This is a genomic window from Janthinobacterium kochi (assembly GCF_051380715.1).
Classification (GTDB): Bacteria; Pseudomonadota; Gammaproteobacteria; order Burkholderiales; family Burkholderiaceae_D; genus Janthinobacterium.
Map to the genome: position 1 here is coordinate 130,381 of NZ_JBNYXO010000007.1, position 23,943 is coordinate 154,323.

Below are 23,943 nucleotides of genomic sequence, written 5' to 3' on the forward strand. Positions count from 1 at the left end.
TCTCCGGCGGTTAAAAACGGGGCAGGTTGGCGAACGGCAGACGCCCCGCCGTCACATGCATCTTGCCGAATTCGGCGCAGCGGTTCAAGGTGGGTATCGCCTTGTCCGGGTTCAGCAAGGTATGGGGATCGAAGGCGCGCTTGACGGCAAAGAAGGCATCGAGTTCGGCACGCGTAAACTGCACGCACATGGAATTGATCTTTTCCATGCCCACGCCATGCTCGCCCGTGATGGTGCCGCCGACGGCCACGCACAGGGCCAATATGTCCGCGCCAAACGCTTCTGCGCGCTCGAATTCACCGGGCTTGTTGGCGTCAAACAGGATCAGGGGATGCAGATTGCCGTCGCCCGCGTGGAACACGTTCGCGCAGCGCAAGCCATGCGTCGTTTCCATGCCGGCGATGCCCGTCAGGACTTCCGCCAGGCGCTTGCGCGGGATGGTGCCGTCCATGCAGTAGTAGTCGGGCGAGATGCGTCCCGCCGCAGGAAAGGCGTTCTTGCGGCCGGACCAGAACCTCATGCGCTCCGCTTCCGACTGCGAGACGGCGATGGCGCTGGCGCCCGCCCCTTCCAGCACGGCCGTCATGCGGGCGATTTCCTCTTCCACTTCCTCGTGCGTGCCGTCCGCTTCGCACAGCAAAATGGCCGCCGCGTCGATGTCGTAGCCGGCCTTGACGAACGGTTCGACCATGCGCGAGGAGGTCTGGTCCATCATTTCCAGGCCGGCCGGGATGATGCCGGCGGCGATCACGTTGGCCACCGCATTGCCGCCCGTGACGACGTCGCCGAACGAGGCCATGATGACACGCGCCGTGGCCGGTTTCGGGATCAGTTTCACGGTCACTTCCGTAACGATGCCCAGCATGCCTTCGGAACCGATGAAGACGGCCAACAGGTCGAGGCCGGGAGAATCCAGGCATTCGCCGCCCAGTTCCAGCACGTCGCCATCGATGGTGACGACGCGCACGCGCAGCACATTGTGCACGGTCAAGCCGTATTTCAGGCAATGCACGCCGCCCGAGTTTTCCGCCACGTTGCCACCGATGCTACAGGCAATCTGCGAGGATGGATCGGGCGCGTAGTACAAGGCATAGGGCGCCGCCGCTTCGGAAATGGCCAGGTTGCGCACGCCTGGCTGCACTACGGCCGTGCGCGCGTAGGCATCGAGGCGCACGATGCGGTTCAGGCGCGCCGTCGACAGTACCACGCCATCGGCGATCGGCAAGGCGCCACCCGACAAGCCCGTGCCGGCGCCGCGCGGCACGATCGGCACCTTCAGTTCGCGGCAGACGCCGAGGATGGCGATGACCTGTTCTTCCGTGTCCGGCAAAGTCACCACCATCGGCAGCTGGCGGTAGGCAGCCAGGCCGTCGCACTCATACGGGCGCGTATCTTCGGCGTCGGACAGCACGCAGCGGGCCGGCAGCACGGCCAGCAGGGCCGCGACGACGGTTTGCTGACGCGCGGCGGTCAATCCGGATTCAGGGGCAGCATTGAGCATAAGATTGGGGGGGAAAGGGCATGGGCGTGCGACGATTGTAAGCACAAAAGTGGCGCGCAGCGCATTTTTTGTCCATTTCGAAGCCAAATCCGCAGCCAGGCGACGCGCAGTGTCGTATGCTGCCCCCATTCTTCATTGACAGGATCAGCATCATGGGCAACCGACTCTCGAAAATCGCCACGCGCACGGGCGACAATGGCAGCACCGGCCTGGGCGACGGCAGCCGCACCAGCAAGGACAGCGTCCGCATCCACGCCATGGGCGACGTGGACGAACTGAACTCGAATATCGGCTTGCTGCTGTGCGAAGCCATGCCCGACGCCTTGCGCGAAGAGCTGGTGGCCATCCAGCACGATCTGTTCGACCTGGGCGGAGAAATCTGCATCCCCGGCTACCAGCTGATCAAGGAAGAGCATGTGCTGCGTCTTGATGATTTACTGGCAAAATACAATGCGGACTTGCCGGCCTTGAGTGAATTCATCCTGCCTGCCGGTTCGCGCGCCGCCTCGCTGGCGCATGTATGCCGCACCGTGTGCCGCCGCGCCGAGCGCAGCATCGTCGCGCTGGCGAATGCGGAGCCTATCCATGAACATCCGCGCCAGTACGTTAACCGCCTGTCGGACCTGCTGTTCGTGCTGTCACGCGTGCTGAACCGCTTTGCCGGCGGCAGCGACGTGCTGTGGCGGCATGACCGCACGCGGGGATGAGATAAAAACGGCGATGCCTGTCAAACAGCATCGCCGTGCGTTATCAGGCTGACAAGCGCTTGCTAGCCGCAGCGCTGCAGACACTCTTTATTGATACGCACGCATCCAGGGACATTGAATTCCATGACACAGGCATCGAGCGCCATATAGCACTCGGATTGGCATTCCGATATATCGGCGGTACTATTGGCCATGGCATACGAGGCGCTGACACCCATGGCAAACAAAAAGAAACCCAGTTTTTTGAACATAAGCACTCCTGTTGAATTGACAGACGATCACTGACATCCATGGCGCGCCGTCTCTTACGCGCCATCCGGCAATCAGATTTTCTTTATCGCCGCTTCCAGCGCGCCCGTATTGAACCCCTGGATCTTGCGGTTGCCGATCAGCACCACCGGTACGCCGCCGCCGCCGAGTTCCTCATGGGCTTTTTTCGCTGCCGGGGATTTCTCGATATCGAGATCGACGAATTCGATCTTGTTTTCCTTGAAATACGCACGCGTCTTGGCGCAATAGCCGCACCAGTCCGTGCCGTACAACACCACCTTCGCCTGGGCATTCGGGAAATACGCAGCGTAATTACCTTCCGTGTAAGTCGGTTTGAATAAACCAGGCAGCAAAGACAAGCCATAACCGCTGCCCAGGCCGGCGGCCAGGATCACGCCATACATGGCGATGGTTTTAATTTTTTTCTGCATCATAGGTATTGTCAGAGGCGCAAATTATCGAGGAGCGGCAGCGTCGCGTACGATCACTGGCTGCCTCGCAATGCAAAAATGGATATCAGGCGCCGGCTTGGCAGCCTCTCAGGCAGCCTTTATAACTGCTGCTGCAGAATGGGGACCTGTCGCCATACATCATCGTGCATTCCCGCAGTTCCTCCTCACAGCTGTAATAACAACTGTTATCCGAAGCGATGGCATAGGAAGTACCCAAGCCCAGGGTAAAAATAAACGCTGCAATTTTTTTCATTTACTACTCTCCATGTAAGCTATTGCCGCAGGCAAGCGCGTCAGATCAGTCGTAAAAAATCAATACAGATTTCGTCATTTACTTGCTACAAAAACGAATATAGACCGCACTTATTTTAGAGTCAACGTTTCCTTTCGATAAATTTCCACTTTGGAAAATATATCGGCAAAGCCCATGAAATGTGGCATTTGGAGAGATTGCGGGGCGCCAAACGTCTATACAATATGGCGCCGCAAGCAGGAAAAGGCCGGCTGCGGGCGCAGCCGGCCGGGCGGCTACAAGGCTTCCAGAAAGCTCTTCAGCGCGAGGAGCTCACCGCGCGCCGTTCTCCATCGCATGCACATGCTCGCGCAGCAAGCCGCGCAGCAGCTGTACCTGGGCCACGGCGTCGGCCTGCAAAGGCATCAGCACCTCGCTGATGCAGGGGCCGGGCGCAGGGGCGCCGGAATCACCGCGCAGCAGCGCATCGATCTCCCCGCTGACTTCGGCAATCCACCGCTGCAGCTCGGGCGGCGCCGGTTCGGCCTGGGGACTCAGACTGATGCGCGCCGTGCTGCCCGCCACGCGGCGCAGCAGCGGCAAGGTGCGCAGCGCCGCCAGCCCCACGCCGCTGCTGCGGTCCAGGCGGCGCTCGATGCGCAGGCGCTGCAAGACCTGTTCCGCATTATTGCTGGCCAGCCCCGCCTCACGGCGCAGGCGCGCGATGGCGCTATCCCACTTTCCGCCGGCCGCCAGCACGGCCAGCAGGTATTTCAGGTTGGCCGACACCGCCCTGGCCAGGCGCTGGTCCAGGTCGTCCGCCTCGCGATCGGGCCACAGGAAAAACGTGGCCAGCAGGGCCAGCACGCAGCCGAGCACATTGTTGCCCAGGCGGCTCATCGCATACACCATCTCACTGGCGGGCGCCGCATAGTCGGCCACCAGCACGAAGGCGGGCGTCATGAACAGCACGTGCAGACTGTAGCTGACGCGGCGCAAGGCCATGGTGGCGACGATCAGGGGAAACACCACCAGCGAGATACCCAGAGGGGTGTAAATGACCAGGCCGATCAGCACGGCCAGCACGGCGCCCAGCACGCTGCCCGCGACGCGCTCGATGCCGCGCGGCCAGGTGGTCGACACGGACGGCTGTAGTATCAGCAAGGTGGCCATGGTGGCCCAGTAGCCGAACGGAATGTGTAGCGCCTCGACCAGCAGGAAGCCGGCCGTCGTCGCCAGCGACACGCGCGCCGCATGGCGCCAGCTCAGCGACCGCGGCGTGGCGTTGACTTTCGCCGTTTGCCACGCCTGCCCCAGCGCCAGGAAAGCCGCCTCGCGCCACGGCAGCTGCGCTGCGCGCGGCAAGCCCAGTTCCATGAAGTCCACGTTCAGACGCAAGGGCAGCAAGGCGCCCAGCGCCGCTTCCAGGCGCCGTCCGCAGCCCGCCAGGCGGCGCTGCAAGGCCAAAGGCGGCGTTTCCGGCTGGCGCTGCACGGCTTGCCCCAGGCGGCGCAGCAGCACGGCCATCACTTCCAGGCTGCGCCGCGCGCGCGGGTCGTGGCGCAGGCGTTGCTGCTCGCGCTCGCAGGTATGCGTGACGGCGATCAGATAGGCGAAGATGCGCTCGGCGTCGCTGAGCGCCAGCAGCAGATTGTCGTACAGGGCGCTGCGGCCCGCGCGCGCGGGCGGCACAGCGGCCAGCGCCACGCGGGCCGCTTCCAGCGCGGCGCGCGCCTGCGAACGGTAGCTGGCGCCATGCGCGGCGGCGTCCGGCAGCACCGGGCCCTGCGCCAGGAAACGCGCATTGTCGCGCGCAATGCCGGCCAGGCGCGAATACGCGGCGCGGATGGCGCGCCGGGCCGGGCTAAACGGGTGGATGCGCCAGACAGTAAAACTGAGCACGGTGGCAAACAGGCAGCCGAACAGGTACAGCCCCAGGAAAGGCGCCGTCTGCGTCATCGATGCGAGCGGATGCGTGACCATCACCACGCAGGCCGTGGCCGCCAGGATGGCCACTTGCGCCGTGGCCGCGCCCCAGATGCGCGCCAACGCGCCGGCCCAGGAAAACAGCAGCACGGCGATGGCCGCCGCCATCACGCCATGCCCGGCCGCCAGCGCCGTCAAGCCGCCAGCGACCGTCGACAGCAAGCCGAAGCCCAGCATCGACACAAAACGCATGCGCCGTGTACCGGCCGCATCGGCCAGGCAAGTCCAGAAGGCGCCGATGGCGGCCCAGGAAAAATCGGGGTGGTCGAACAACAGACCCAGGAGCAACATGGCGCTCGAGGCGCAGGCGGCCCGCAGGCCTTCGGACAGATTGGTTTCGTCGATGGCCAGCGTGACCATCCACAGGGGACGGCGCTGCGACAGGGTATCGGTGTAGGCGTGCATGCCCGTCAGCCAGCGGCCGGCCAATGCGCGCACACGGCGGTGGAGTTTCCTGAAATGCAAGGTGGACTTTGAGAAGGTATCAAAGCGTCATCGTAGCATTCCCGGAGGATAAATGTTGCAGTGCAGCGTGAAATCTCGCTGGACGAAACGGCACCGCAGTGCCGCTTTTATCATCTTGAGCGTCTTAGCTGACCATCGCCAGACGCGGCCCTGCGGACGGGAAGCGCTGCTCGATCGAGGCGGCGATGCCGGTGGCATCGAGACCCACGCTTTTCAGCAGTTGCACGGGGTCGCCATGGTCGATGAAGACGTCCGGCAAGCCCAGCATCAAAATCGGCTTGACGATACCTTCCGCCGCCAGGGCTTCGGCCACGGCCGAACCGGCGCCACCCATGATGCAGCCCTCTTCCACCGTCACCAGGTAATCGTGCTCAGCGGCAAGCTGTTTCACCAGCGCCACGTCGAGCGGCTTGACGAAGCGCATGTTGGCGACCGTCGCGTCGAGCTTCTCGCCCGCCGCCACGCCAGGCGCCACCATCGAGCCGAAGGCCAGGATGGCGATGCGCTTGCCGTAGCGCTTGATCTCGCCCTTGCCGATCGCGATGCTGGTGAGCTCAGGCACGATGGCCACGCCGGCACCGGCGCCGCGCGGATAGCGGATGGCTGCCGGGCCCGGATAGTGGTAGCCCGTGGTGAGCATTTGCCGGCATTCGTTTTCGTCGGACGCGGCCATGATGACCATGTTGGGGATGCAGCGCAAGAACGCCATGTCGTAGTTGCCCGCGTGCGTGGCACCATCGGCGCCCACCAGGCCGGCGCGGTCCAGCGCGAACGTCACGTCCAGGTTTTGCAGGGCCACGTCGTGGATCAGCTGGTCGTAGGCGCGCTGCAGGAAGGTGGAATAGATGGCCACGACGGGTTTCAATCCCTCGCAAGCCAGGCCGGCGGCAAACGTCACGGAATGCTGCTCGGCGATGCCGACGTCAAAGTAACGGTTGGGGAATTGCTGTTCGAACTTCACCATGCCCGAGCCTTCGCGCATGGCCGGCGTGATGCCCACCAGGCGCTTGTCGTGCGCGGCCATGTCGCACAGCCATTTGCCGAACACTTCCGTGTACGTCATCTTGGCCGGTGCCGTGGCCGGCTTGATGCCTTCGGCCGGGTTGAACTTGCCCGTGCCGTGGTAAAGAATCGGTTCCGCCTCGGCCAGCTTGTAGCCCTGGCCTTTTTTGGTCACCACGTGCAGGAATTGCGGACCCTTCAATTGCTTGATATTTTGCAAGGTCGGGATCAGCGAATCGAGGTCGTGGCCGTCGATGGGGCCGATATAGTTGAAACCGAATTCCTCGAACATGGTGGCGGGCACGACCATGCCCTTGGCGTGCTCTTCGAAGCGCTTCGCCAGTTCCAGCACGGGGCCGGGCAAGACGGACTTGCCGACATTTTTCGCTGCCGCATAGAACTGGCCCGACATCAGGCGCGCCAGATGGCGGTTCAGCGCACCCACGGGCGGCGAAATCGACATGTCGTTGTCGTTCAGAATCACCAGAAGATTGACGTCTTCCTGCACGCCCGCATTGTTCATCGCCTCGAAAGCCATGCCGGCGGTCATCGAGCCGTCGCCGATCACGGCGATCGCGTGCAGTGGGTCGCCCTTGATCTTGGCGGCCTGCGCCATGCCCAGCGCTGCGGAAATGGACGTCGACGAGTGCGCCGTGCCGAAGGTGTCGTATTCGCTCTCGTCGCGCTTCGGGAAGCCGGAAATGCCGTCTTTCTGGCGCAAGGTATGCATGCGCTCGCGCCGGCCCGTCAAAATTTTGTGCGAATACGTCTGGTGGCCCACGTCCCACACGATGCGGTCGTGCGGCGTGTTGAACACGTAATGCAGCGCCACGGTCAGCTCGACCGTGCCCAGGTTGGACGACAAGTGGCCGCCCGTCTTGGAAACGGAGTCGAGCAGGAAGCTGCGCAGTTCCTGCGCCAGCGGCACCAGTTGCGAGCGGGCCAGCTTGCGCACTTGCGCTGGTTCATTGATAGTTTCTAACAGTTTCATTTATGCCTTCCGCTGCACGACCAGGTCTGCCAGCTCGCGCAGACGGCGTGCCTTGTCCCCGAATGGCGCCAGCGCCGCATGGGCGTCGCACCGCAATTGTTCTGCCAGGGCTCTCGATGGTTCCAGCCCCAGTATCGATACGTAGGTGGGCTTGTTGGCGGCCGCATCCTTGCCCGCCGTCTTGCCCAGGGTGGCCGAATCGGCCGTGGCGTCGAGCACGTCGTCGACCACCTGGAACGCCAGGCCGACGGCGCGCGCATAGGCGTTCAGCGCCGTCATCTCGTCTGGCGTCAAGTCCTTGCCCGCCAGCGCGCCCAGAATCACGGCCGCGCGCAGCAAGGCACCCGTTTTCAGTTGATGCATCTGTTCCAGCTGCGGCAAGGTCAAGGCCAGGCCGACGCTGTCGAGGTCGATCGCCTGGCCGCCGCACATGCCAAACGAGCCAGACGCGTGCGCCAGCAGCTTGATCATCGCCATTTGCCGCCCCGGTGGAATGGCCGCGCCGTCGGCCAGCAGCACGAACGCCTGCGATTGCAGCGCGTCGCCCACCAGCAGGGCCGTCGCTTCATCGTAGGCGATGTGCACGGTAGGCTTGCCACGGCGCAAGGCATCGTCATCCATGCAAGGCATGTCGTCATGCACGAGCGAATACACGTGAATCATTTCCAGCGCGCACGCGGCGCGCGCGAGGGTATCTTGATCGGCGTCAAACAATTCGCCAGCCGCCATCACCAGCAGCGGGCGCACGCGCTTGCCGCCGCCCAAGAGCGCGTAGCGCATGGCAGCGTGCAGCTTGTGCGGCACCACGTTTGCCGCTGGCAGGAATTGGTCGAGCCGGCCTTCCACGCCGGACTGGGTCGCTTGCATCCAGTCGCCGAAGGTCACGCCGTCTTGCTGCATGCTGGCCATCATAGGGCGGCCTCGCCGGCATCCACGAACGGTTTCAACATGTCGCCTTCCAGTACTTTCACCTGCGCTTCGACGCTATCGAGCTGGGTGGCGCAATACTTGACCAGTTCCGAGCCGCGCTGATACGCCGCGACCGATGCTTCCAGCGGCAACTGGCCCGCTTCCATTTGCGTTACCAGCTGCGCCAGTTCCGCCATTGCCTCTTCAAACGAGGCCGGCGCTGCGGCAGCGGCAGTTAATTTCTTCGACATAGACTCAGATCTCTTCGTGGCACGAGGGGTATGTAGGGAGACGCCGGGGACTCCCGGCCAGCATAGAAGCGTTATTTTAGAACAAACCACACTATTAAGTGAAAACTAAAGCGCAATCGGCGTGCTCAAAGGGGTAGACGTTGCCAGCTTGGCAGTGAATTCTAGCGCAATCGCCCCCATCTGCCGGAAATTGCACGGTAAATGACAATATTTCTCATTAAGAGCCTATTTGCCGGAGGGGTTTGATAATGCCGAGGCCGATACGCGCTATAATCGCCGGTTCTGTCCGAAATACCGTTTCAACAAATTTGAATTCAGGTCTTTGCGGATTCTTTCTCTCTGTAGCGGTTGCCCAGGGATAGGCCTGGGGCACTGCTGACCGTTGTACATTTATGGGGGGTTGGGATGTCCGATCTGGCTACTCACGCCAAGCTGGCGCGTTCAAACGCGCAACTTCCGGTCCACGTCTATTTTGACGAAACGCTGTTGCAGCGTGAAATGCAGCAATTATTCCAAGCCGGCCCGCGTTATGTCGGGCATGCGCTGATGGTGCCGGAAACCGGCGATTTTGCGACCCTGGCGTCTGAGAACGAAGGGCGTATGCTCGTGCGCAACGCCAATGGCATCGAAGTGCTGTCCAACGTGTGCCGCCACCGGCAGGCGCTGATGTTCAATGGCCGCGGCAATGCGAACCATATCGTCTGCCCGCTGCACCGCTGGACCTACGACCTCAAGGGTGAATTGATCGGCGCGCCGCACTTCCCCGAGACGCCGTGCCTGAACCTGTCGAAAACGCCGCTGCAAAGCTGGAATGGCTTGCTGTTCGAGCAAAATGGCTACAACGTGATGGAAAAATTGAAAGATTTGTCCGTCTCGAAAGACCTCGATTTTTCCGGCTATATGTTCGACCACGTGGAGATCCACGAGTGCGACTACAACTGGAAGACTTTCATCGAAGTCTACCTCGAGGATTACCACGTCGAACCGTTCCACCCGGGTCTGGGCAGCTTCGTCAGCTGCGACGACCTGCGCTGGGAATTCGGCAAGGATTACAGCGTGCAAACGGTGGGCGTGCACCGCGGCCTGCAGCAGGCCGGTTCGCCTGCCTACAAGAAATGGCAGGAGCAGGTGCTGCAATTCCGTGGCGGCGAAGTGCCACCATATGGCGCCATCTGGCTGACGCTGTATCCGAACATCATGGTTGAATGGTATCCACACGTGCTGATCGTCTCGACCCTGTGGCCCGACGGTCCGCAAAAGACGCGCAACGTGGTGGAGTTCTATTACCCAGAGGAAATCGTGCTGTTCGAGCGCGACTTCGTCGAAGCGGAACGGGCTGCCTACATGGAAACCTGCGTCGAGGACGATGAAATCGCCCTGCGCATGGATGCCGGCCGCAAGGCACTGATGGCGCGCGGCGAGAACGAAGTGGGGCCTTACCAGTCGCCCATGGAAGACGGCATGCAGCACTTCCACGAGTGGTACCGCAACAATATCGAACTGTAATTCCCTCAAGGGCCGCAATACGCGGCCTTTTTCATTTTCATCACCAGGATTACTCATGCAATCGCTATGGATGTTATTCGCCAGTTTCATGTTTGCCATCATGGGCGTGTGCGTCAAGCTGGCGTCGGAGTTGTACTCGACCTCCGAAATCGTCATGTACCGTGGCATCATCGGCATGACCGTCATGAGCTGCACGATTTTGTACCAGGGCGGCAGCTTTAAAACCACGATGCCGGGCCAGCATCTGTGGCGCGGCGTGGTGGGCGTGATCGCCCTGTGGCTGTGGTTTTATGCCATCGCCATCCTGCCACTGGCCACCGCCATGACGCTCAATTACATGGCGCCCATCTGGATCGCCGTGATCCTGCTGGCGGGTGGCTGGTGGAAAGGCATGCAGCAGGTCGAATGGTCGCTGGTGGCGGCCATTGCCATGAGCTTTGTCGGCGTGACCCTGCTGCTGCAACCCGTGTTCGAGACGGACCAGCTGGCAGGCGCCATCACGGCCTTGATTTCCGGCATGCTGTCTGCCCTCGCCTACTTGCAAGTGCGCAAACTGGGCTTGCTGGGCGAACCCGAATACCGGGTCGTGTTTTATTTCTCGGTCGTCAATTTCCTCGCCGGTGTGATCGGCCATGTGGCCAGCGCCGGCGGCGGCCCCGTCGTCTGGCACGCGCACACCAGCGGCTACGGCATAGGCTTGCTGGCCGCCATCGGCCTGTGCGCAACCATGGCGCAGATGGCCATGACGCGCGCCTATCGCCTGGGCAAGACGCTTGTGGTTGCCAATTTGCAATACACGGGCATCGTCTTTTCCAGCTTCTGGGGCGTGGTGATCTTTGGCGACCTGTTCGACTGGCATGGCTGGGCCGGCATCGGCATCATCCTCGCCTCCGGTATCGCGGCAACCTATTACAATACCCGCAACACGGCCCGTGGCGCAGCGATTGCGCGCACGGATCCCATTGCCAGCGAAGTGTAAAGGAGCGTTTCCGATGTACACCACCTTGATACAGGCCAGCGAACTGGCCAGCCACCTGAACGACAGCAACTGGGTCATCCTCGATTGCCGCCACGACTTGCTCAACCCGACAGCCGGCAGCGATGCATTCGCCGCCGGCCACATCCAGAACGCGCAGTTTGCCGATATCGACACGGCCCTGTCCGGTCCCAAGACGGCGCGCGGCGCAGACTTTACGGGCCGCCATCCCTTGCCCGAGCGCAACGCCCTGCTGGCCACCTTGCGCGGCTGGGGCATCCATGGCGACACGCAAGTCATCGCCTATGACGGGCAAGGCGGCATGTTCGCCGCCCGCCTGTGGTGGCTGCTGCGCTGGATCGGCCATCCAGCCGTCGCCGTGCTGGACGGCGGCCTGGCTGCCTGGCAGGCGCAAGGTTTGCCGCTGGTCACGCCCGTGGCACCCCGCGCAGCGGGCAAGCTCACGGAAAAAGCCAGCCTGACGCGCATGGTCAGCGTGCAGGACGTCGTCGCCAACCTGGAAACACAAGCGTTGACCGTCATCGACGCGCGCGCCCCCGACCGTTATCGCGGCGAAAACGAAACCATCGACCCCGTGGGCGGCCATATCCCCGGCGCGAAGAACCGCTTCTTCAAGGATAACCTGCAGGCGGACGGCCGTTTTAAAAGCGCCGACGAACTGCGGCGCGACTTCAGCGCCTTGATAGCATCGCCGCAAACGGCCATCCTGCAATGCGGCTCCGGCGTGACAGCTTGCCACAACTTGCTGGCCCTGGAAGTGGCCGGCTTGCCTGGCGCGGCCCTGTATCCAGGTTCGTGGAGCGAATGGTGCGCCGATCCGGCGCGGCCCGTGGCGACGAGGAATTAACAGTTGGCAAAAATCCGGGGTCAGTTCCTTCGGAATCGGAATGCATGCCATTGGGATGCATTCCCCCGTCGGGTCTGACCCCAAAATTACGACGTTATCCCCAGCGCTTGATTCAACTGTTCCAGTTCCGCCAGCCACGCCTGCTGGCTGGCCGGCTTCTGGTGGCGCGGCTTGCGGGCCAGGTCCTCGGCCAGCAAGTGCTCCAGTTCGCACAAGCGCTCCAACTGCACGTCAGTGTCCGTCAGTATCGCAGACGCATGCTGCACGCGCGGCGCTGATGTCGACGCCGGCCCATCCTCAAGACTCAGCCGTGCATACGCGCTGGCCGCATCCGGCCACTCTTCCAGCCGGCCATCGGCCACCACCCAGTATCGGTTGCAGGCCGTCTCGATCAGGTCACGGTCGTGCGACACCAACAGACAGCCGCCCGCAAAGCCGCGCAAGGCTTGCCCCAGTTCCACCTTGCCCTGCATGTCCAGGTGGTTGCTCGGTTCGTCCAGCAGCAGCAAGTGGTAGCTGGCCAGCGACAACCCCAGGAACAGCAGCCGCGCCCGCTCGCCGCCGCTCAGGGTGGCCACCGTCTGGCCATGGCGCGCATACGGGAAACCAGCCGCAATCAGGGCTTGCTTGCGCGCCACCTGGCTGCGCGCAGCTTCGTTCTGCACGGCAAACGGATACAGGGCGTCGGACAAATCCGCCTCGTCGGCCAGTTGCCTGAGCGACTGGTCGTAGTAAGCGATGTTGGCCGCGTGGTGGTAACGCAAGTCGCTGCGTTCCTCCTGTGCCTGGATCGCTTGCCAGCACAGACGCAGCAAGGACGACTTGCCGCTGCCGTTGGCGCCCAGCAAGGCGACCCTGTCGCCCGGTTTCAGCCACAGCTGGCCGACCTGGAACAGCAGCGGGGAAGCGGATACGGCGCGCACGTCCAGCCCATCGAGCGCCAGCAGCTGGTCGGCCGCCAGCGCCTTGCCACGCAAGCGCAAGCACCACGGCGCGCCATCGCTGACGAACGATTGCTCGTCCTGCAGCTTGTCGATGCGCCGCTGCATGCTCTTGGCCTTGCGCGCCATGCCGACGTTATCGTAAATCTTGCCCCACAACGCCAGGCGGGTGCTGCTGACGGCCAGGCGGTCGATTTCCTTCTGTTCGGCCGCATGGCGGGTGGCAGCGGCAATATCGGCTTCGGCCAGCGCTGCCAGCGCGGGACCGCACGGCAAGTCGAAATCGTAGAGGCGGCTATCGCGCAAGATCCAGCTGCGCGTGGCCACGTTGTCGAGCAGGCGCTGGTCGTGCGAGACGAGGATGAAGGCGCCGCGCCAGGCTAGCAGGAATTGCTCCAGCCACAACAGGGACGGCAAGTCCAGGTGATTGCTCGGTTCATCGAGCAGCAGCACGTTCGGCTCCTGCAGCAGGGCACGCCCCAGCAGCAGACGCGTGTGCTGGCCGCCGGATAAGGAATGCACGGGCACGTGCGCCGTCTCGTGCTCGAAGCCTAACTCGGCCAGCAGGCTGTCGACCCGCCAATGCAGCTCGGGCTGGTCCAGCACGGGCGCCAGCAAGGCGTCGTACAGGCTCAGGTTGGCAAGTTCGGCCGGCAAGTGCTGTTCCACGTGCTGCAAGCGGCAGGCACGGGCGACATGGATGGTGCCGGAGGTGGCTTCCCGCCTGCCGCTGAGCAAGCCCAGCAAGGTGGATTTGCCGCAGCCATTGTGGCCGATCAAGCCGATGCGGTCGCCCTGGCGCAAGGTAAAGGCGAGTTCATTGAAGAGGAAACCGTCGTGGGTATCCAGCTGTAAAGCTTGGGTAGAGATAAGGGTAGTCATGGCTCTTGTCTTTGTTCGGGATGCAAGCATCCGCGTTAACAGGAGCGCTAACGAAAACCGTGAGCCGAGAAAGGACTCTAGAGAAAAACTCTATTCAGGAGGGTGGCTTTGCTCTGACCAGGTTATCGCAGCGCGATAGAACGTGGGCAAGAGCTGGCAAATGCGCTTAAAGAGCGTGCGCGCCACAAGGCGAGCAACAAGTTTTCTTCCATTATATTTTCCTCCTTTCTGTGCAAGTTAGTCAGAAAGGCAATACTACACCCGGCAGCGCCAGGCATCAACCGCCGTGGCGCTTATGCGTCAAAAACAGCACGATGCACACGCCCAGCGCGATCAAGAGCACTTGCGGGATGGTTTCGCGCAAGGTGGCGCGGCGCTGCATCTGCGGCATCAGGTCGCTCAAGGCAATATAGATGAAGCCGGACGAGGCAAACACGAGCACGTAAGGAATCAGGTTGCTGGCGCGGTCCAGGGTGAAATAGCCGAGCAAGCCACCGGCCACCGCCATCAGGCTGCACAGCAGATTGAAGATGTAGGCGCGCAGGCGTGAGAAGCCCGCATTGAGCAACACGATGAAATCGCCGATTTCCTGCGGGATTTCATGCGCGATGATGGCCAGGCCCGTGACCAGGCCCAGCTTCGGGTCGGCCAGGAACGCGGCGGCGATCAGAATGCCGTCCGTAAAGTTGTGCATGCCATCGCCGACCAGGATCATCCAGCCAGCCTTGCCCGCCTCATGCTTGTCGTGGCCGTGCGCATGGTGGTGGCCATCGCCTTCATGGTGGTGCGAATGGCGCAAAATCGCGAATTTTTCCAGCATGAAAAAGGCCAGCAAGCCCGCCAGCAGGGTGGCGAACAGGCTGCGCGGATCGGCCTGCGACTCGAACGCTTCGGGCAAGGCGTGCAGCAGGGACGTCGACAGCATGATGCCGACGGACAAGCTGACCATGCGCTCGACCACTTTGGAGAGGAATGCAAACGAAAAGATCGCCGCCGCGGTAATGCTCAACACGCCCGCGATCGTGGTCGCGAGCAAAATGGATATAAGGACGGGATCGATGATTTTCTTACCTCAAAATGGCGCCGGGTCACTGGCGCCCGCGATGCTGGCGTCTGGCCTGATGAATTCGTTGTTATCTATTATTTAATTTTTTGCGCGTCTGGCGGCAGCGTAGCGCGATGAAGATGCAATTGTACTGCATTGGCGCGCAGCGGGCATTTTACAGCCCGGTACGCCTTTCAGTTCAACTTCTGGAAAATTCAGGTATTTTGCTGTTGCGACATCACGCTACGCCGTGCTGCTTGAACCAGGCCAGGCAGCGCGCGTAACCGTCTTTCGCATCGGACGCCACATAGCTGGGGCGGTAATCGGCATTGAAGGCGTGGCCCGCATCGGGATACACGACAAACTCGGATTGCTTGCCGCCCTTGCCCAGCGCATCTTTCATCTTGGCGATCGATTCCTGGCTGATGCCCGTATCCTTGCCACCATACAAGCCCAGCACGGGGACTTTCAAGCTGGCGGCGATATCGATGGGGTTGCTCGGCTGCAAGGGAGTCGGTTCGCCCACCAGGCGGCCATACCAGGCCACGCCTGCCTTGACGGCCGGATTGTGCGCCGCGTACAGCCAGGTGATGCGCCCGCCCCAGCAAAAGCCCGTGATGCCCAGGCGGCTTGTGTCGCCGCCATTCTGTTTTGCCCATGCAACAACAGCGTCGAGGTCCGTCATCACTTGCGCATCCGGCGTCTTGGCGATGATGCCTTTCATGAGTTCCGGAATACTGCTGACCTTGGTGGGATCGCCCTGGCGCACGAACAGATCGGGCGCCAGCGCCAGATAGCCCTGTTTGGCGAAGCGGCGCGCCATGTCGGCGATATGTTCATGCACGCCAAAGATTTCCGAAATGACCAGTACCACGGGCAGACCCGTCTTGCCTTCCGGCTGGGCCGCATACACGGGCACGGCCTGGCCATCGACCATCACCGACATGCTGCCAGTGACGAGTCCGGTGGAATCAGTCTTGATGACGTTTTGCGCCGCCACGGGCAACACGGCCACGGCAAAGCCCGTTCCCAGCGCCACCTTCAGGAAACCACGCCGGCCGTCCAAACCGGACATGCTGCTCTGGCCCAGCAAACTTTCACAATCGGTGATCATGTTGCTCATGCGTTTCTCCTGAAAATATTGCGTTTAAATTTAGTGCGCTTCGTCCCAGTTTTTACCGATACCTACCTCAGCCGTCAGCGGCACCTTCAGCTCGGCCACGCCGGCCATCAGCTCCGGCAGCTTGCGCTTGACCAGTTCCAGTTCCGCGTCTGGCACTTCCAGCACCAGTTCATCGTGCACCTGCATGATCATCTTCGTTTGCAAATTGTCCGTTTCCAGCCAGCCTTGCACGGCGATCATGGCCAGCTTGATCAGGTCGGCGGCCGTGCCTTGCATCGGTGCGTTGATCGCCGCCCGTTCCGCGCCCTGGCGGCGCGGGCCGTTCGGCGAATTGATTTCCGGCAGCCACAGACGGCGGCCGAACACGGTTTCCACGTAGCCGCGCGCCTTGGCTTGTTGGCGCGTGTCTTCCATGTACTGTTTCACGCCGGAAAAACGCGCGAAGTAGCGGTCGATATAGCTTTGCGCGGCCGTGCGGTCCACGCCCAGGTTACCGGCCAGGCCAAACGCGCTCATGCCGTAGATCAAACCGAAGTTGATGACTTTTGCGTAGCGGCGTTGCTCGCTCTGCACTTCCGCGGCCGGCACGCCGAAGATTTCGGCCGCCGTGGCGCGGTGAATGTCGATGCCGTCGGCAAATGCGCGCAGCATGGCTTCGTCGCCCGAGATATGCGCCATGATGCGCAATTCGATCTGCGAATAGTCGGCCGAGACGATGCTGCTGCCCGGCGGGGCAATGAACGCTTCGCGGATGCGGCGGCCTTCCGCGCTGCGGATGGGAATATTTTGCAAGTTCGGGTCATTCGACGCCAAACGCCCCGTCACGGCCACGGCTTGCGCATAGTTCGTATGCACGCGGCCCGTGCTGACGTTGATCATCTTCGGCAATTTATCCGTATACGTCGATTTCAGCTTGGCCATGCCACGGTATTCGAGCAGCACTTTGGGCAACGGATAATCCTCGGCCAGCTTTTGCAGCACTTCTTCATCCGTCGAGGGAGCACCGGTCGGGGTTTTCTTGATCACCGGCAGTTTCAGCTTTTCAAAGAAGATTTCGCCAATTTGCTTGGGCGAACCCAGGTTGAACGGCTGTTCGGCCAGTTCATACGCCTTCTTTTCCAGTTCTAAAATTTTCACGGCCAGCTCTGCCGACTGGATGTTGAGCAATTCATCGTCGATCAGCACGCCATTGCGCTCGATCTTTTGCAAGACCACGGCCGTCGGCAGCTCGATCTTTTCATAGATGAAGGTGAGTTTTTCATCGTTGGCCACGTTGCCCCACATGGCATTGTGCAAACGCAAGGTCACGTCGGCATCCTCGGCCGCGTATTTCGCTGCCTGCTCTACCTCGACCTGATTGAACGTGATCTGCTTGGCGCCCTTGCCGCACACGTCCTCGAAGGGGATCGTCGTGTAGTTCAGGTGACGCAGGGCCAGGCTGTCCATGTCGTGTTTCTTGTGCGATTCGAACACATATGATTCGAGCAGGGTATCGTGGGCGATGCCGCGCAGAATCACGCCATGGTTGGCGAAGATGTGGCTATCGTACTTCAGATTCTGCCCAAGCTTGGGCTTGTTTGCATCTTCCAGCCACGGGCGCAACTTCGCCAGCACGTGTTCGCGCGTCAACTGATCCGGCGCACCCGCGTAATCATGGGCCAGCGGGATGTAACAGGCGGCGTGCTCGGCGACCGACAGGGAAATGCCGACCATTTGCGCCGTCATCGGTTCGAGCGACGTGGTTTCCGTGTCGACAGCCGTCAGCGACGCCGCATCGATCAGGGCCAGCCATTTGTCCAGCTGCTCATCCGTCAGCACGGTTTCATACACGGCTTCCATCGCCGGGGCAGCATCGGCAAACATGTCGCCTGTGGTGTTCGTCGTGGCTACCGGTGCGCCGACTGGCGACATCGGTGGCGGCGTGGCGCCCAGTTCGCGCAGCAGGGCCTTGAAGCCATAGCGGTTGAAGAAGGCCAGCAGCGCTTCCTTGTCTTCGTGTTTCGCCACCAGCGAATCGGAAATCGTTGTCATGTGGCCAGACAAATCGCAATCGGTCTTGACGGTGATCAAGGCGCGCGCCTGCGGCAGCCATGGCAGGGCCGTGCGCAGGTGTTCACCCACGGCGCCGCCCACCTTGGCAGCGTTTTGCATCACGCCTTCCAGGCTGTCGTACAAGGTCAGCCACTTGACGGCCGTCTTCGGGCCGCATTTCGATACGCCCGGCACGTTGTCGACCGTATCGCCGATCAGTGACAGATAATCGATGATGCGGTTCGGCGGCACGCCGAACTTGGCCAGCACGGCCGCTTCGTCGAGCTTTTCATTGCTCATGGTATTGATCAGGGTTACCTGGCTGTTGACCAGCTGCGCCAGGTCCTTGTCGCCCGTCGAGACCACCACGTTCATGCCGGCGCCGGCCGCCTGCACGGCCAGGGTGCCGATCACGTCATCGGCTTCCACGCCGTCGACCATCAGGATGGGCCAGCCCATGGCGCGCACGGCTTCGTGGATCGGTTCGATCTGCAAACGCAGGTCGTCCGGCATCGAGGCGCGCGTGGCCTTGTACTCAGGATACATATCATCGCGGAAAGTCTTACCCTTGGCATCGAACACGCAGGCGATGTAGGCGGCCGGGTAATCGGCGCGCAGGCGGCGCAGCATGTTGACCATGCCGTGCATGGCGCCCGTGGGATAGCCGTCCGGGCTGCGCAGGTCGGGCAGCGCATGGAAGGCACGATAAAGATAACTGGAACCGTCGACTAACAGCAGGGTGTTTTGCATAATGCCAATAAAATAAGGTGAGCCGCGCCAGCCGGGGAAAGAGCGGCAGACGGGTGAAATATCGCCCAATTATCGCAGAGTTTAGGCCCGCGCCACCGGCCGCAACGCGTGCCGTTCCCGGCGTTTTTACCGCCCTAGCGGCCCTGTGCGGGTGCGCGGGCTGCCGCTGCGGGCCATTTCGGCGCATTTAATCGGCCGTATTAAACAGCATTGCCTACCAGTTTGTTACAATGCCTTATAGATAAATTGACGGCATTACACCACTGCACGCGCTGCAGTCCCACACATGGAAGCGAACCCATCATGATGCGTACATCGACACTCTGGACATTCCTCGCCCTGCCCCTGCTGGCAGGTTCGGCCCTTGCCAGCGCCCAGACGCCGGCCAAACCGAGCGAAGCACCGCCACAACTCGAACGTATCGAGGATATGGGCGAAGCGCCCATCACCGTGGCACCGGCCGCCGCCAAGCAGCAGATTACCGAGAAACGCGAAGCGGGCGTGACGTCCGAAGTGAAAGTCACCAGCGGCGGCAGCACCTATTACATGAAGCCGGCCGCCGGCGCCGACCAGGCCAACGGCAACGCTCTGCGCGGCCCGCAATGGAAAGTGCTGGAATTCGATCTGGGCAAGAAAAAACAGAAACAACGCGACGAAGAGGCAGCGGACGCGCCAGCACCGCCCGCAGCAACGAAGTAAGCAGCCACTCTCTTCTGCCCTGCCCCGGCCACCTGCGGGGCGGCCGGATTTTTTTGACCTTTTAGACCATTCCTCTCTTTCCCATGGCTGTTTTTACCGCGCTACACCTGGACGATATCGGCCAGTGGCTCACGCAGTTTCCACTCGGCAAACCTCTGGCGCTCAAGGGCATCGCGTCCGGCATCGAAAACAGCAATTTCTTCCTGAGCACGGAGCGCGGCGAGTATGTGCTGACGATCTTTGAGAATCTCAGCTTCGAGCAATTGCCGTTTTATCTGCAACTGATGCGTCATTTGGCAGACCGGGGCGTGCTGGTGCCCGCGCCGATCGCCAATGCCGATGGCGAACTGGTGACGGCCTTGCGAGGCAAGCCTGCCGCCATCGTCAGCAAACTCGACGGCAGCTCGCAAATGGCGCCGCAAGCAGTGCATTGCGCAGCCGTCGGCGCCATGCTGGCGAAGATGCACCTGGCGGCGCAGGACTTCCCCCTGCAGCAGCCGAATTTGCGCGGACTGCAGTGGTGGAACGCTACCACGCCGCTGGTCTTGCACCACCTCGACGATGCCAAGGCGCATTTGCTGCGCGCTGAAATCCATTTCCAGGATGCCTTTGCTGCCTGCGATACCTATAAAGCCATCCCGCGCGGTCCCGTGCATGCCGACCTGTTCCGCAACAATGTCATGTTTGACGGCGAGCAACTGACGGGCTTTTTCGACTTTTACTTTGCCGGCTGCGACACCTGGCTGTTCGATGTCGCCGTCACCGTCAACGATTGGTGCGTGGACCTGGCCACGGGCGTGCTCGATAGGGCGCGCGTGCGCGCCCTGCTCGACGCCTACCGGGCCGTGCGCCCGTTCACGCACGAAGAACAAACGGCATGGCAAGCAATGCTGCGCGCCGCCGCGCTGCGCTTCTGGCTATCGCGCCTGTACGATTTTTACCAGCCGCGCGAAGCGGAAATGCTGACCCCGCACGATCCGGCGCATTTCGAACGCATTCTGCGCGAACGTATCGCCACACCTGCTCCGGAACTGTTTTAAACATGGAAAAATTACCTGCAAGTACAGGTTGGCAATGGGTGAAACAAGGCTTCGCCCTGTTTCGCAAGCAACCTGGCGGCATGTCGATGCTGTTTCTCGGCTATATGTTCTGCATGCTGGCCATCAGCATCGTGCCCATGCTCGGCCAGTTGCTGCCCGTCATCCTGGTCCCCGTGTTTTCCGTGGCCTTCGTGCAAGGCTGCCTGAATATCGACCAGGGCAAGCGCGTCCTGCCCAGCCTGTTGATCTCGGGCTTTCGCAAGCCGGCCTTCCCGGCCCTGTTCGGCCTGGGCGTGCTGTACATCCTGATGGCCATCGTTGCCATCGGCGCCTCGACCCTGGTGGACGGCGGCTTGCTGTGGCAACTGGTCACGGGGCAACTGACGGAAGAAGCCGCGCGCACCGCGATCCCCGAATCGCGCCTGGGCCTTGGCATCCTGCTGGCCATCGTGCTGTACGTGCCGGCCGCCATGGCATTCTGCTTTGCCGCGCCGCTGATCTACTGGCAACGCATCAGCCTGGGCAAGGCGCTGTTCTTCAGCTTTTTCGCCGTCTGGCGTTCGCTGTCGGCCTTCATCGTCTTCGCCTCCACGTGGTTCGCCATCAGCGTCGTCACCAGTCAGTTGCTGGCCGTCATCTTTGGCCGCACGCCGCTGATGATGCAGCTGATGATGCCGCTGTCGATGATACTCACCATCATCATGCATTGCTCGTTCTACGCCGCCTACCGCCAGATCTTCGGCCTGCCCGTCGATGAGAGCAAGACGGTGTCGCTGGACAAGACCGGCGAGTGATCGCCGGTCAGATGTAAAAAAGGGCAGCCTGCGCAGGCTGCCCTTTTTGCCGAATGCCTTGCAATGCCACACGTAGGTCGGATTAGCCGAAGGCGTAATCCGACACCATTGTTGGCCTCGCAGCGTCGGATTACGCGGCGTTCCGCCACGAATCCGACCTACGTCCTACCAAATCACCGTCCCAGCCGTTCCAGTTTCGCAATTCCCAGGTCCAGCACCTTCATGCCGTGCTGGCCAAAATTGATTTGCGCGCGCGCATTGCCGCCACCGCCTTCGATATTGACGATGACGCCTTCGCCAAACTTGGCATGCGCCACCGATTCGCCGATGCGCCAGCCGCCGCCCGTGGCTTTTTGCGCGATCTTTTGCGCAATCGCATTGTCCGAACCCAGGCTGGCCACGCGGGGCGCCTCGTCCCAGGCCGACTTGCGGTTGCCGAACCAGTTCGCCTGTACCTTTGGCGACAGCCATTTCAGCGCTTCTTCCGGCAATTCGTCGAAGAAACGCGACTTCATGTTGTAGCGCGTCTGGCCATGCAGCATGCGCGTCTGCGAGAAGCTCATATACAGCCGCTTGCGCGCGCGCGTGATGGCCACGTACATCAGCCGGCGTTCTTCTTCCACGCCGTTGTCTTCCTTCGAGCTGCTTTCGTGCGGGAACAGGCCCTCTTCCAGGCCCGTGATGAACACATTGTCGAATTCCAGGCCCTTGGCCGAGTGCACCGTCATCATTTGCAACGCATCCTGGCCCGCCTGCGCCTGGTTATCCCCGGCTTCCAGCGACGCGTGCGACAGGAAGGCGGAGAGCGGCGACATCACGGCCGGCAGCGGGGCGTCGGCATCTAAAATCTCGATGCCATCCTGGTTGACGACGGGCGCGCCCGACTGCGCCTGGGCGGCAGGCCCCAGATGGGCCGGTGCCGCCTGGCCGAAACCCTCTTCGGAAACGAACTGGCTGGCCGCGCTGACCATCTGCTCCAGGTTTTCGATGCGGTCGGCGCCTTCCTTTTCATTCTGATAATGCTGCAGCAAGGTACTCGCTTCCAGCACCACTCTGACCATTTCCGGCAGCGACAATTGCTGCGTTTCGAAACGCACGCCTTCGATCAATTTCACGAAGCCGGCCAGCACGCTGCCCGCCTTGCCCGCCACATAGGGCACGGACGCGTACAGCGAGATGCCGTATTGCTCGGACGCGGCCTGCAATTGCTCGATCGAGCGCATGCCGATGCCCCGCGTGGGGAAATTGACCACGCGCAAGAAAGCCGAATCGTTGTGCGGATTGTCCATCAATTGCAAATAAGCAATCGCGTGCTTGACCTCGGCGCGCTGGAAGTAGCGCTGGCCGCCATACACGTGATAGGGAATGCTGGCTGAAAACAGCGCATGTTCGATCACGCGCGACTGCGCATTCGAGCGGTACAAAATCGCGATTTCACTGCGCGAAGCGCCATCGGCGATCAGGCTTTTCGCCTCTTCGATAATCCACTGCGCTTCCTGCAAGTCGGAACTGGCTTCGTACACGCGCACCTGCTCGCCATGGCCCGCGTCCGTGCGCAGATTCTTGCCCAGGCGCTTGCTATTGTTCGCAATCAACACGTTAGCGCTGTCGAGGATGTGACCGTGCGAGCGATAGTTCTGCTCCAGCTTGATCAAATTCTTGACCTGAAACTCGTGCTCGAAGGCGCTCATATTGCCCACGTTGGCGCCGCGGAAAGCGTAAATGCTCTGGTCATCGTCGCCGACGGCAAACAGGGCGCCGCCATCGCGGCTGCCGTGGCCAGCCAGCAACTTGAGCCAGTTGTATTGCAGGTTGTTCGTATCCTGGAACTCGTCCACCAGGATGTGGCGGAAGCGCGCCTGGTAATGCTCACGCAGCGGCTGGTTGCGGCTCAGCAATTCGTACGTGCGCAGCAGCAATTCGGCAAAATCGACCACGCCTTCGCGCTGGCACTGGTCGTCGTACAGCTGGTACAGCTCGACCATCTTGCGCTCGTGCGCGTCGTACGCTTCCACGTCCGTGGCGCGCAAGCCCTGGTCCTTGGCATTGTTGATGAAATACATCACCGTCTTCGGCGGGAATTTCTCATCATCGATATTGTTTGCCTTCAACAAGCGCTTGATCACGGACAACTGATCCTGCGAGTCGAGGATCTGGAAGGTCTGCGGCAAGGCGGCATCGCGGTAGTGCGTGCGCAGCAAGCGGTTGCACAGGCCGTGGAAAGTGCCGATCCACATGCCGCGCGTATTGATCGGCAGCATGGCCGACAGACGCGTGAGCATTTCCTTGGCGGCCTTGTTGGTAAAGGTCACGGCCAGGATGCCGGGCGGCGATACCTGCTGGGTCTGGATCAGCCACGCGATGCGGGTGGTCAGCACGCGGGTCTTGCCCGAACCGGCGCCAGCCAAGATCAGCGCATGCTGGGCCGGCAAGGTGACGGCAGCCAATTGTTCGGGATTGAGGTTGTGAAGAAGATTTTGCATGCCGTGATTATACCGGCATGGCTAAAAATACTGTGCATT

General features: G+C 61.6%; 19 protein-coding genes. 7 read left to right on the plus strand and 12 right to left on the minus strand.

What is annotated here, in order from left to right; genetic code table 11:
* Positions 1-10: 10 nt before the first annotated feature.
* On the minus strand, positions 11-1,501 hold the full coding sequence (locus ACQ4WL_RS17020; protein ID WP_436510799.1) for an FAD-linked oxidase C-terminal domain-containing protein: 1,491 nt from the start codon (positions 1,499-1,501) through the stop codon (positions 11-13).
* 152 nt (positions 1,502-1,653) lie between these two features.
* On the opposite strand from ACQ4WL_RS17020, the gene ACQ4WL_RS17025 reads away from it, so the two are divergent.
* Positions 1,654-2,208, plus strand: a complete 555-nt coding sequence (locus tag ACQ4WL_RS17025; RefSeq protein WP_436510800.1) for a cob(I)yrinic acid a,c-diamide adenosyltransferase — start codon at positions 1,654-1,656, stop codon at positions 2,206-2,208.
* A 62-nt stretch (positions 2,209-2,270) separates the two neighbouring features.
* On the opposite strand, the gene ACQ4WL_RS17030 is transcribed toward ACQ4WL_RS17025, so the two are convergent.
* The 6 genes from ACQ4WL_RS17030 to ACQ4WL_RS17055 form a co-directional block, all read right to left on the minus strand.
* Entirely contained in the window at positions 2,271-2,459 is a 189-nt protein-coding gene (locus ACQ4WL_RS17030) for a hypothetical protein (RefSeq protein WP_436510801.1), read from the minus strand.
* A gap of 72 nt (positions 2,460-2,531) precedes the next feature.
* Positions 2,532-2,912 carry a glutaredoxin family protein gene (locus tag ACQ4WL_RS17035; RefSeq protein WP_436510802.1) on the minus strand — a complete coding sequence of 127 codons (381 nt, stop codon included), beginning with the start codon at positions 2,910-2,912 and terminating at the stop codon, positions 2,532-2,534.
* A 583-nt stretch (positions 2,913-3,495) separates the two neighbouring features.
* Positions 3,496-5,586 (minus strand): FUSC family protein, encoded by a 2,091-nt coding sequence (locus ACQ4WL_RS17040; RefSeq protein WP_436510803.1) that lies wholly within the window; start codon positions 5,584-5,586, stop codon positions 3,496-3,498.
* A 151-nt stretch (positions 5,587-5,737) separates the two neighbouring features.
* Complete coding sequence (gene dxs / locus ACQ4WL_RS17045; RefSeq protein ID WP_436510804.1) at positions 5,738-7,606, minus strand: 1-deoxy-D-xylulose-5-phosphate synthase; 1,869 nt, start codon at positions 7,604-7,606, stop codon at positions 5,738-5,740.
* Positions 7,607-8,518 (minus strand): polyprenyl synthetase family protein, encoded by a 912-nt coding sequence (locus ACQ4WL_RS17050; protein ID WP_436510805.1) that lies wholly within the window; start codon positions 8,516-8,518, stop codon positions 7,607-7,609.
* The gene (locus tag ACQ4WL_RS17055; RefSeq protein ID WP_010394784.1) at positions 8,515-8,766 is read right to left on the minus strand and encodes an exodeoxyribonuclease VII small subunit; all 252 of its coding nucleotides are present in this window, start codon (positions 8,764-8,766) and stop codon (positions 8,515-8,517) included. The genes ACQ4WL_RS17050 and ACQ4WL_RS17055 overlap by 4 nt, the downstream gene beginning before the upstream one ends.
* Positions 8,767-9,171: 405 nt before the next feature.
* Between ACQ4WL_RS17055 and ACQ4WL_RS17060 the strand changes: the two genes are divergently transcribed.
* The 3 genes from ACQ4WL_RS17060 to ACQ4WL_RS17070 are packed head-to-tail and all read left to right on the plus strand — an operon-like array spanning position 9,172 to position 12,116.
* A complete protein-coding gene (locus tag ACQ4WL_RS17060; protein ID WP_101483854.1) occupies positions 9,172-10,272 on the plus strand; it encodes an aromatic ring-hydroxylating oxygenase subunit alpha in 1,101 nt (366 codons plus the stop codon).
* A gap of 55 nt (positions 10,273-10,327) precedes the next feature.
* Positions 10,328-11,251: a DMT family transporter gene (locus ACQ4WL_RS17065; protein WP_436510806.1), complete on the plus strand. Its 924-nt coding sequence runs from the start codon at positions 10,328-10,330 to the stop codon at positions 11,249-11,251.
* Positions 11,252-11,264: 13 nt separating this feature from the next.
* Entirely contained in the window at positions 11,265-12,116 is an 852-nt protein-coding gene (locus ACQ4WL_RS17070) for a sulfurtransferase (RefSeq protein WP_436510807.1), read from the plus strand.
* Between the two features lie 86 nt (positions 12,117-12,202).
* Here ACQ4WL_RS17070 and ACQ4WL_RS17075 read toward each other — a convergent pair whose 3' ends face one another.
* The 4 genes from ACQ4WL_RS17075 to polA form a co-directional block, all read right to left on the minus strand.
* The gene (locus ACQ4WL_RS17075) at positions 12,203-13,939 is read right to left on the minus strand and encodes an ABC-F family ATP-binding cassette domain-containing protein (protein WP_436510808.1); all 1,737 of its coding nucleotides are present in this window, start codon (positions 13,937-13,939) and stop codon (positions 12,203-12,205) included.
* A 277-nt stretch (positions 13,940-14,216) separates the two neighbouring features.
* Positions 14,217-14,975 carry a ZIP family metal transporter gene (locus ACQ4WL_RS17080; RefSeq protein WP_051959370.1) on the minus strand — a complete coding sequence of 253 codons (759 nt, stop codon included), beginning with the start codon at positions 14,973-14,975 and terminating at the stop codon, positions 14,217-14,219.
* Between the two features lie 247 nt (positions 14,976-15,222).
* Complete coding sequence (locus ACQ4WL_RS17085; protein WP_436510809.1) at positions 15,223-16,107, minus strand: dienelactone hydrolase family protein; 885 nt, start codon at positions 16,105-16,107, stop codon at positions 15,223-15,225.
* A 30-nt stretch (positions 16,108-16,137) separates the two neighbouring features.
* Complete coding sequence (gene polA, locus ACQ4WL_RS17090; RefSeq protein WP_436510810.1) at positions 16,138-18,888, minus strand: DNA polymerase I; 2,751 nt, start codon at positions 18,886-18,888, stop codon at positions 16,138-16,140.
* A gap of 303 nt (positions 18,889-19,191) precedes the next feature.
* On the opposite strand from polA, the gene ACQ4WL_RS17095 reads away from it, so the two are divergent.
* The 3 genes from ACQ4WL_RS17095 to ACQ4WL_RS17105 all read left to right on the plus strand — a co-directional run bounded on the left by ACQ4WL_RS17095 (position 19,192) and on the right by ACQ4WL_RS17105 (position 21,421).
* Positions 19,192-19,587: a hypothetical protein gene (locus tag ACQ4WL_RS17095; protein ID WP_436510811.1), complete on the plus strand. Its 396-nt coding sequence runs from the start codon at positions 19,192-19,194 to the stop codon at positions 19,585-19,587.
* Positions 19,588-19,670: 83 nt separating this feature from the next.
* Entirely contained in the window at positions 19,671-20,627 is a 957-nt protein-coding gene (locus tag ACQ4WL_RS17100) for a homoserine kinase (RefSeq protein ID WP_436510812.1), read from the plus strand.
* A 2-nt stretch (positions 20,628-20,629) separates the two neighbouring features.
* Entirely contained in the window at positions 20,630-21,421 is a 792-nt protein-coding gene (locus ACQ4WL_RS17105; protein WP_436510813.1) for a BPSS1780 family membrane protein, read from the plus strand.
* A gap of 173 nt (positions 21,422-21,594) precedes the next feature.
* Here ACQ4WL_RS17105 and ACQ4WL_RS17110 read toward each other — a convergent pair whose 3' ends face one another.
* Positions 21,595-23,904, minus strand: coding sequence for a UvrD-helicase domain-containing protein (locus ACQ4WL_RS17110; protein WP_133988657.1), 2,310 nt, complete (start codon positions 23,902-23,904; stop codon positions 21,595-21,597).
* Positions 23,905-23,943 lie beyond the last annotated feature (39 nt).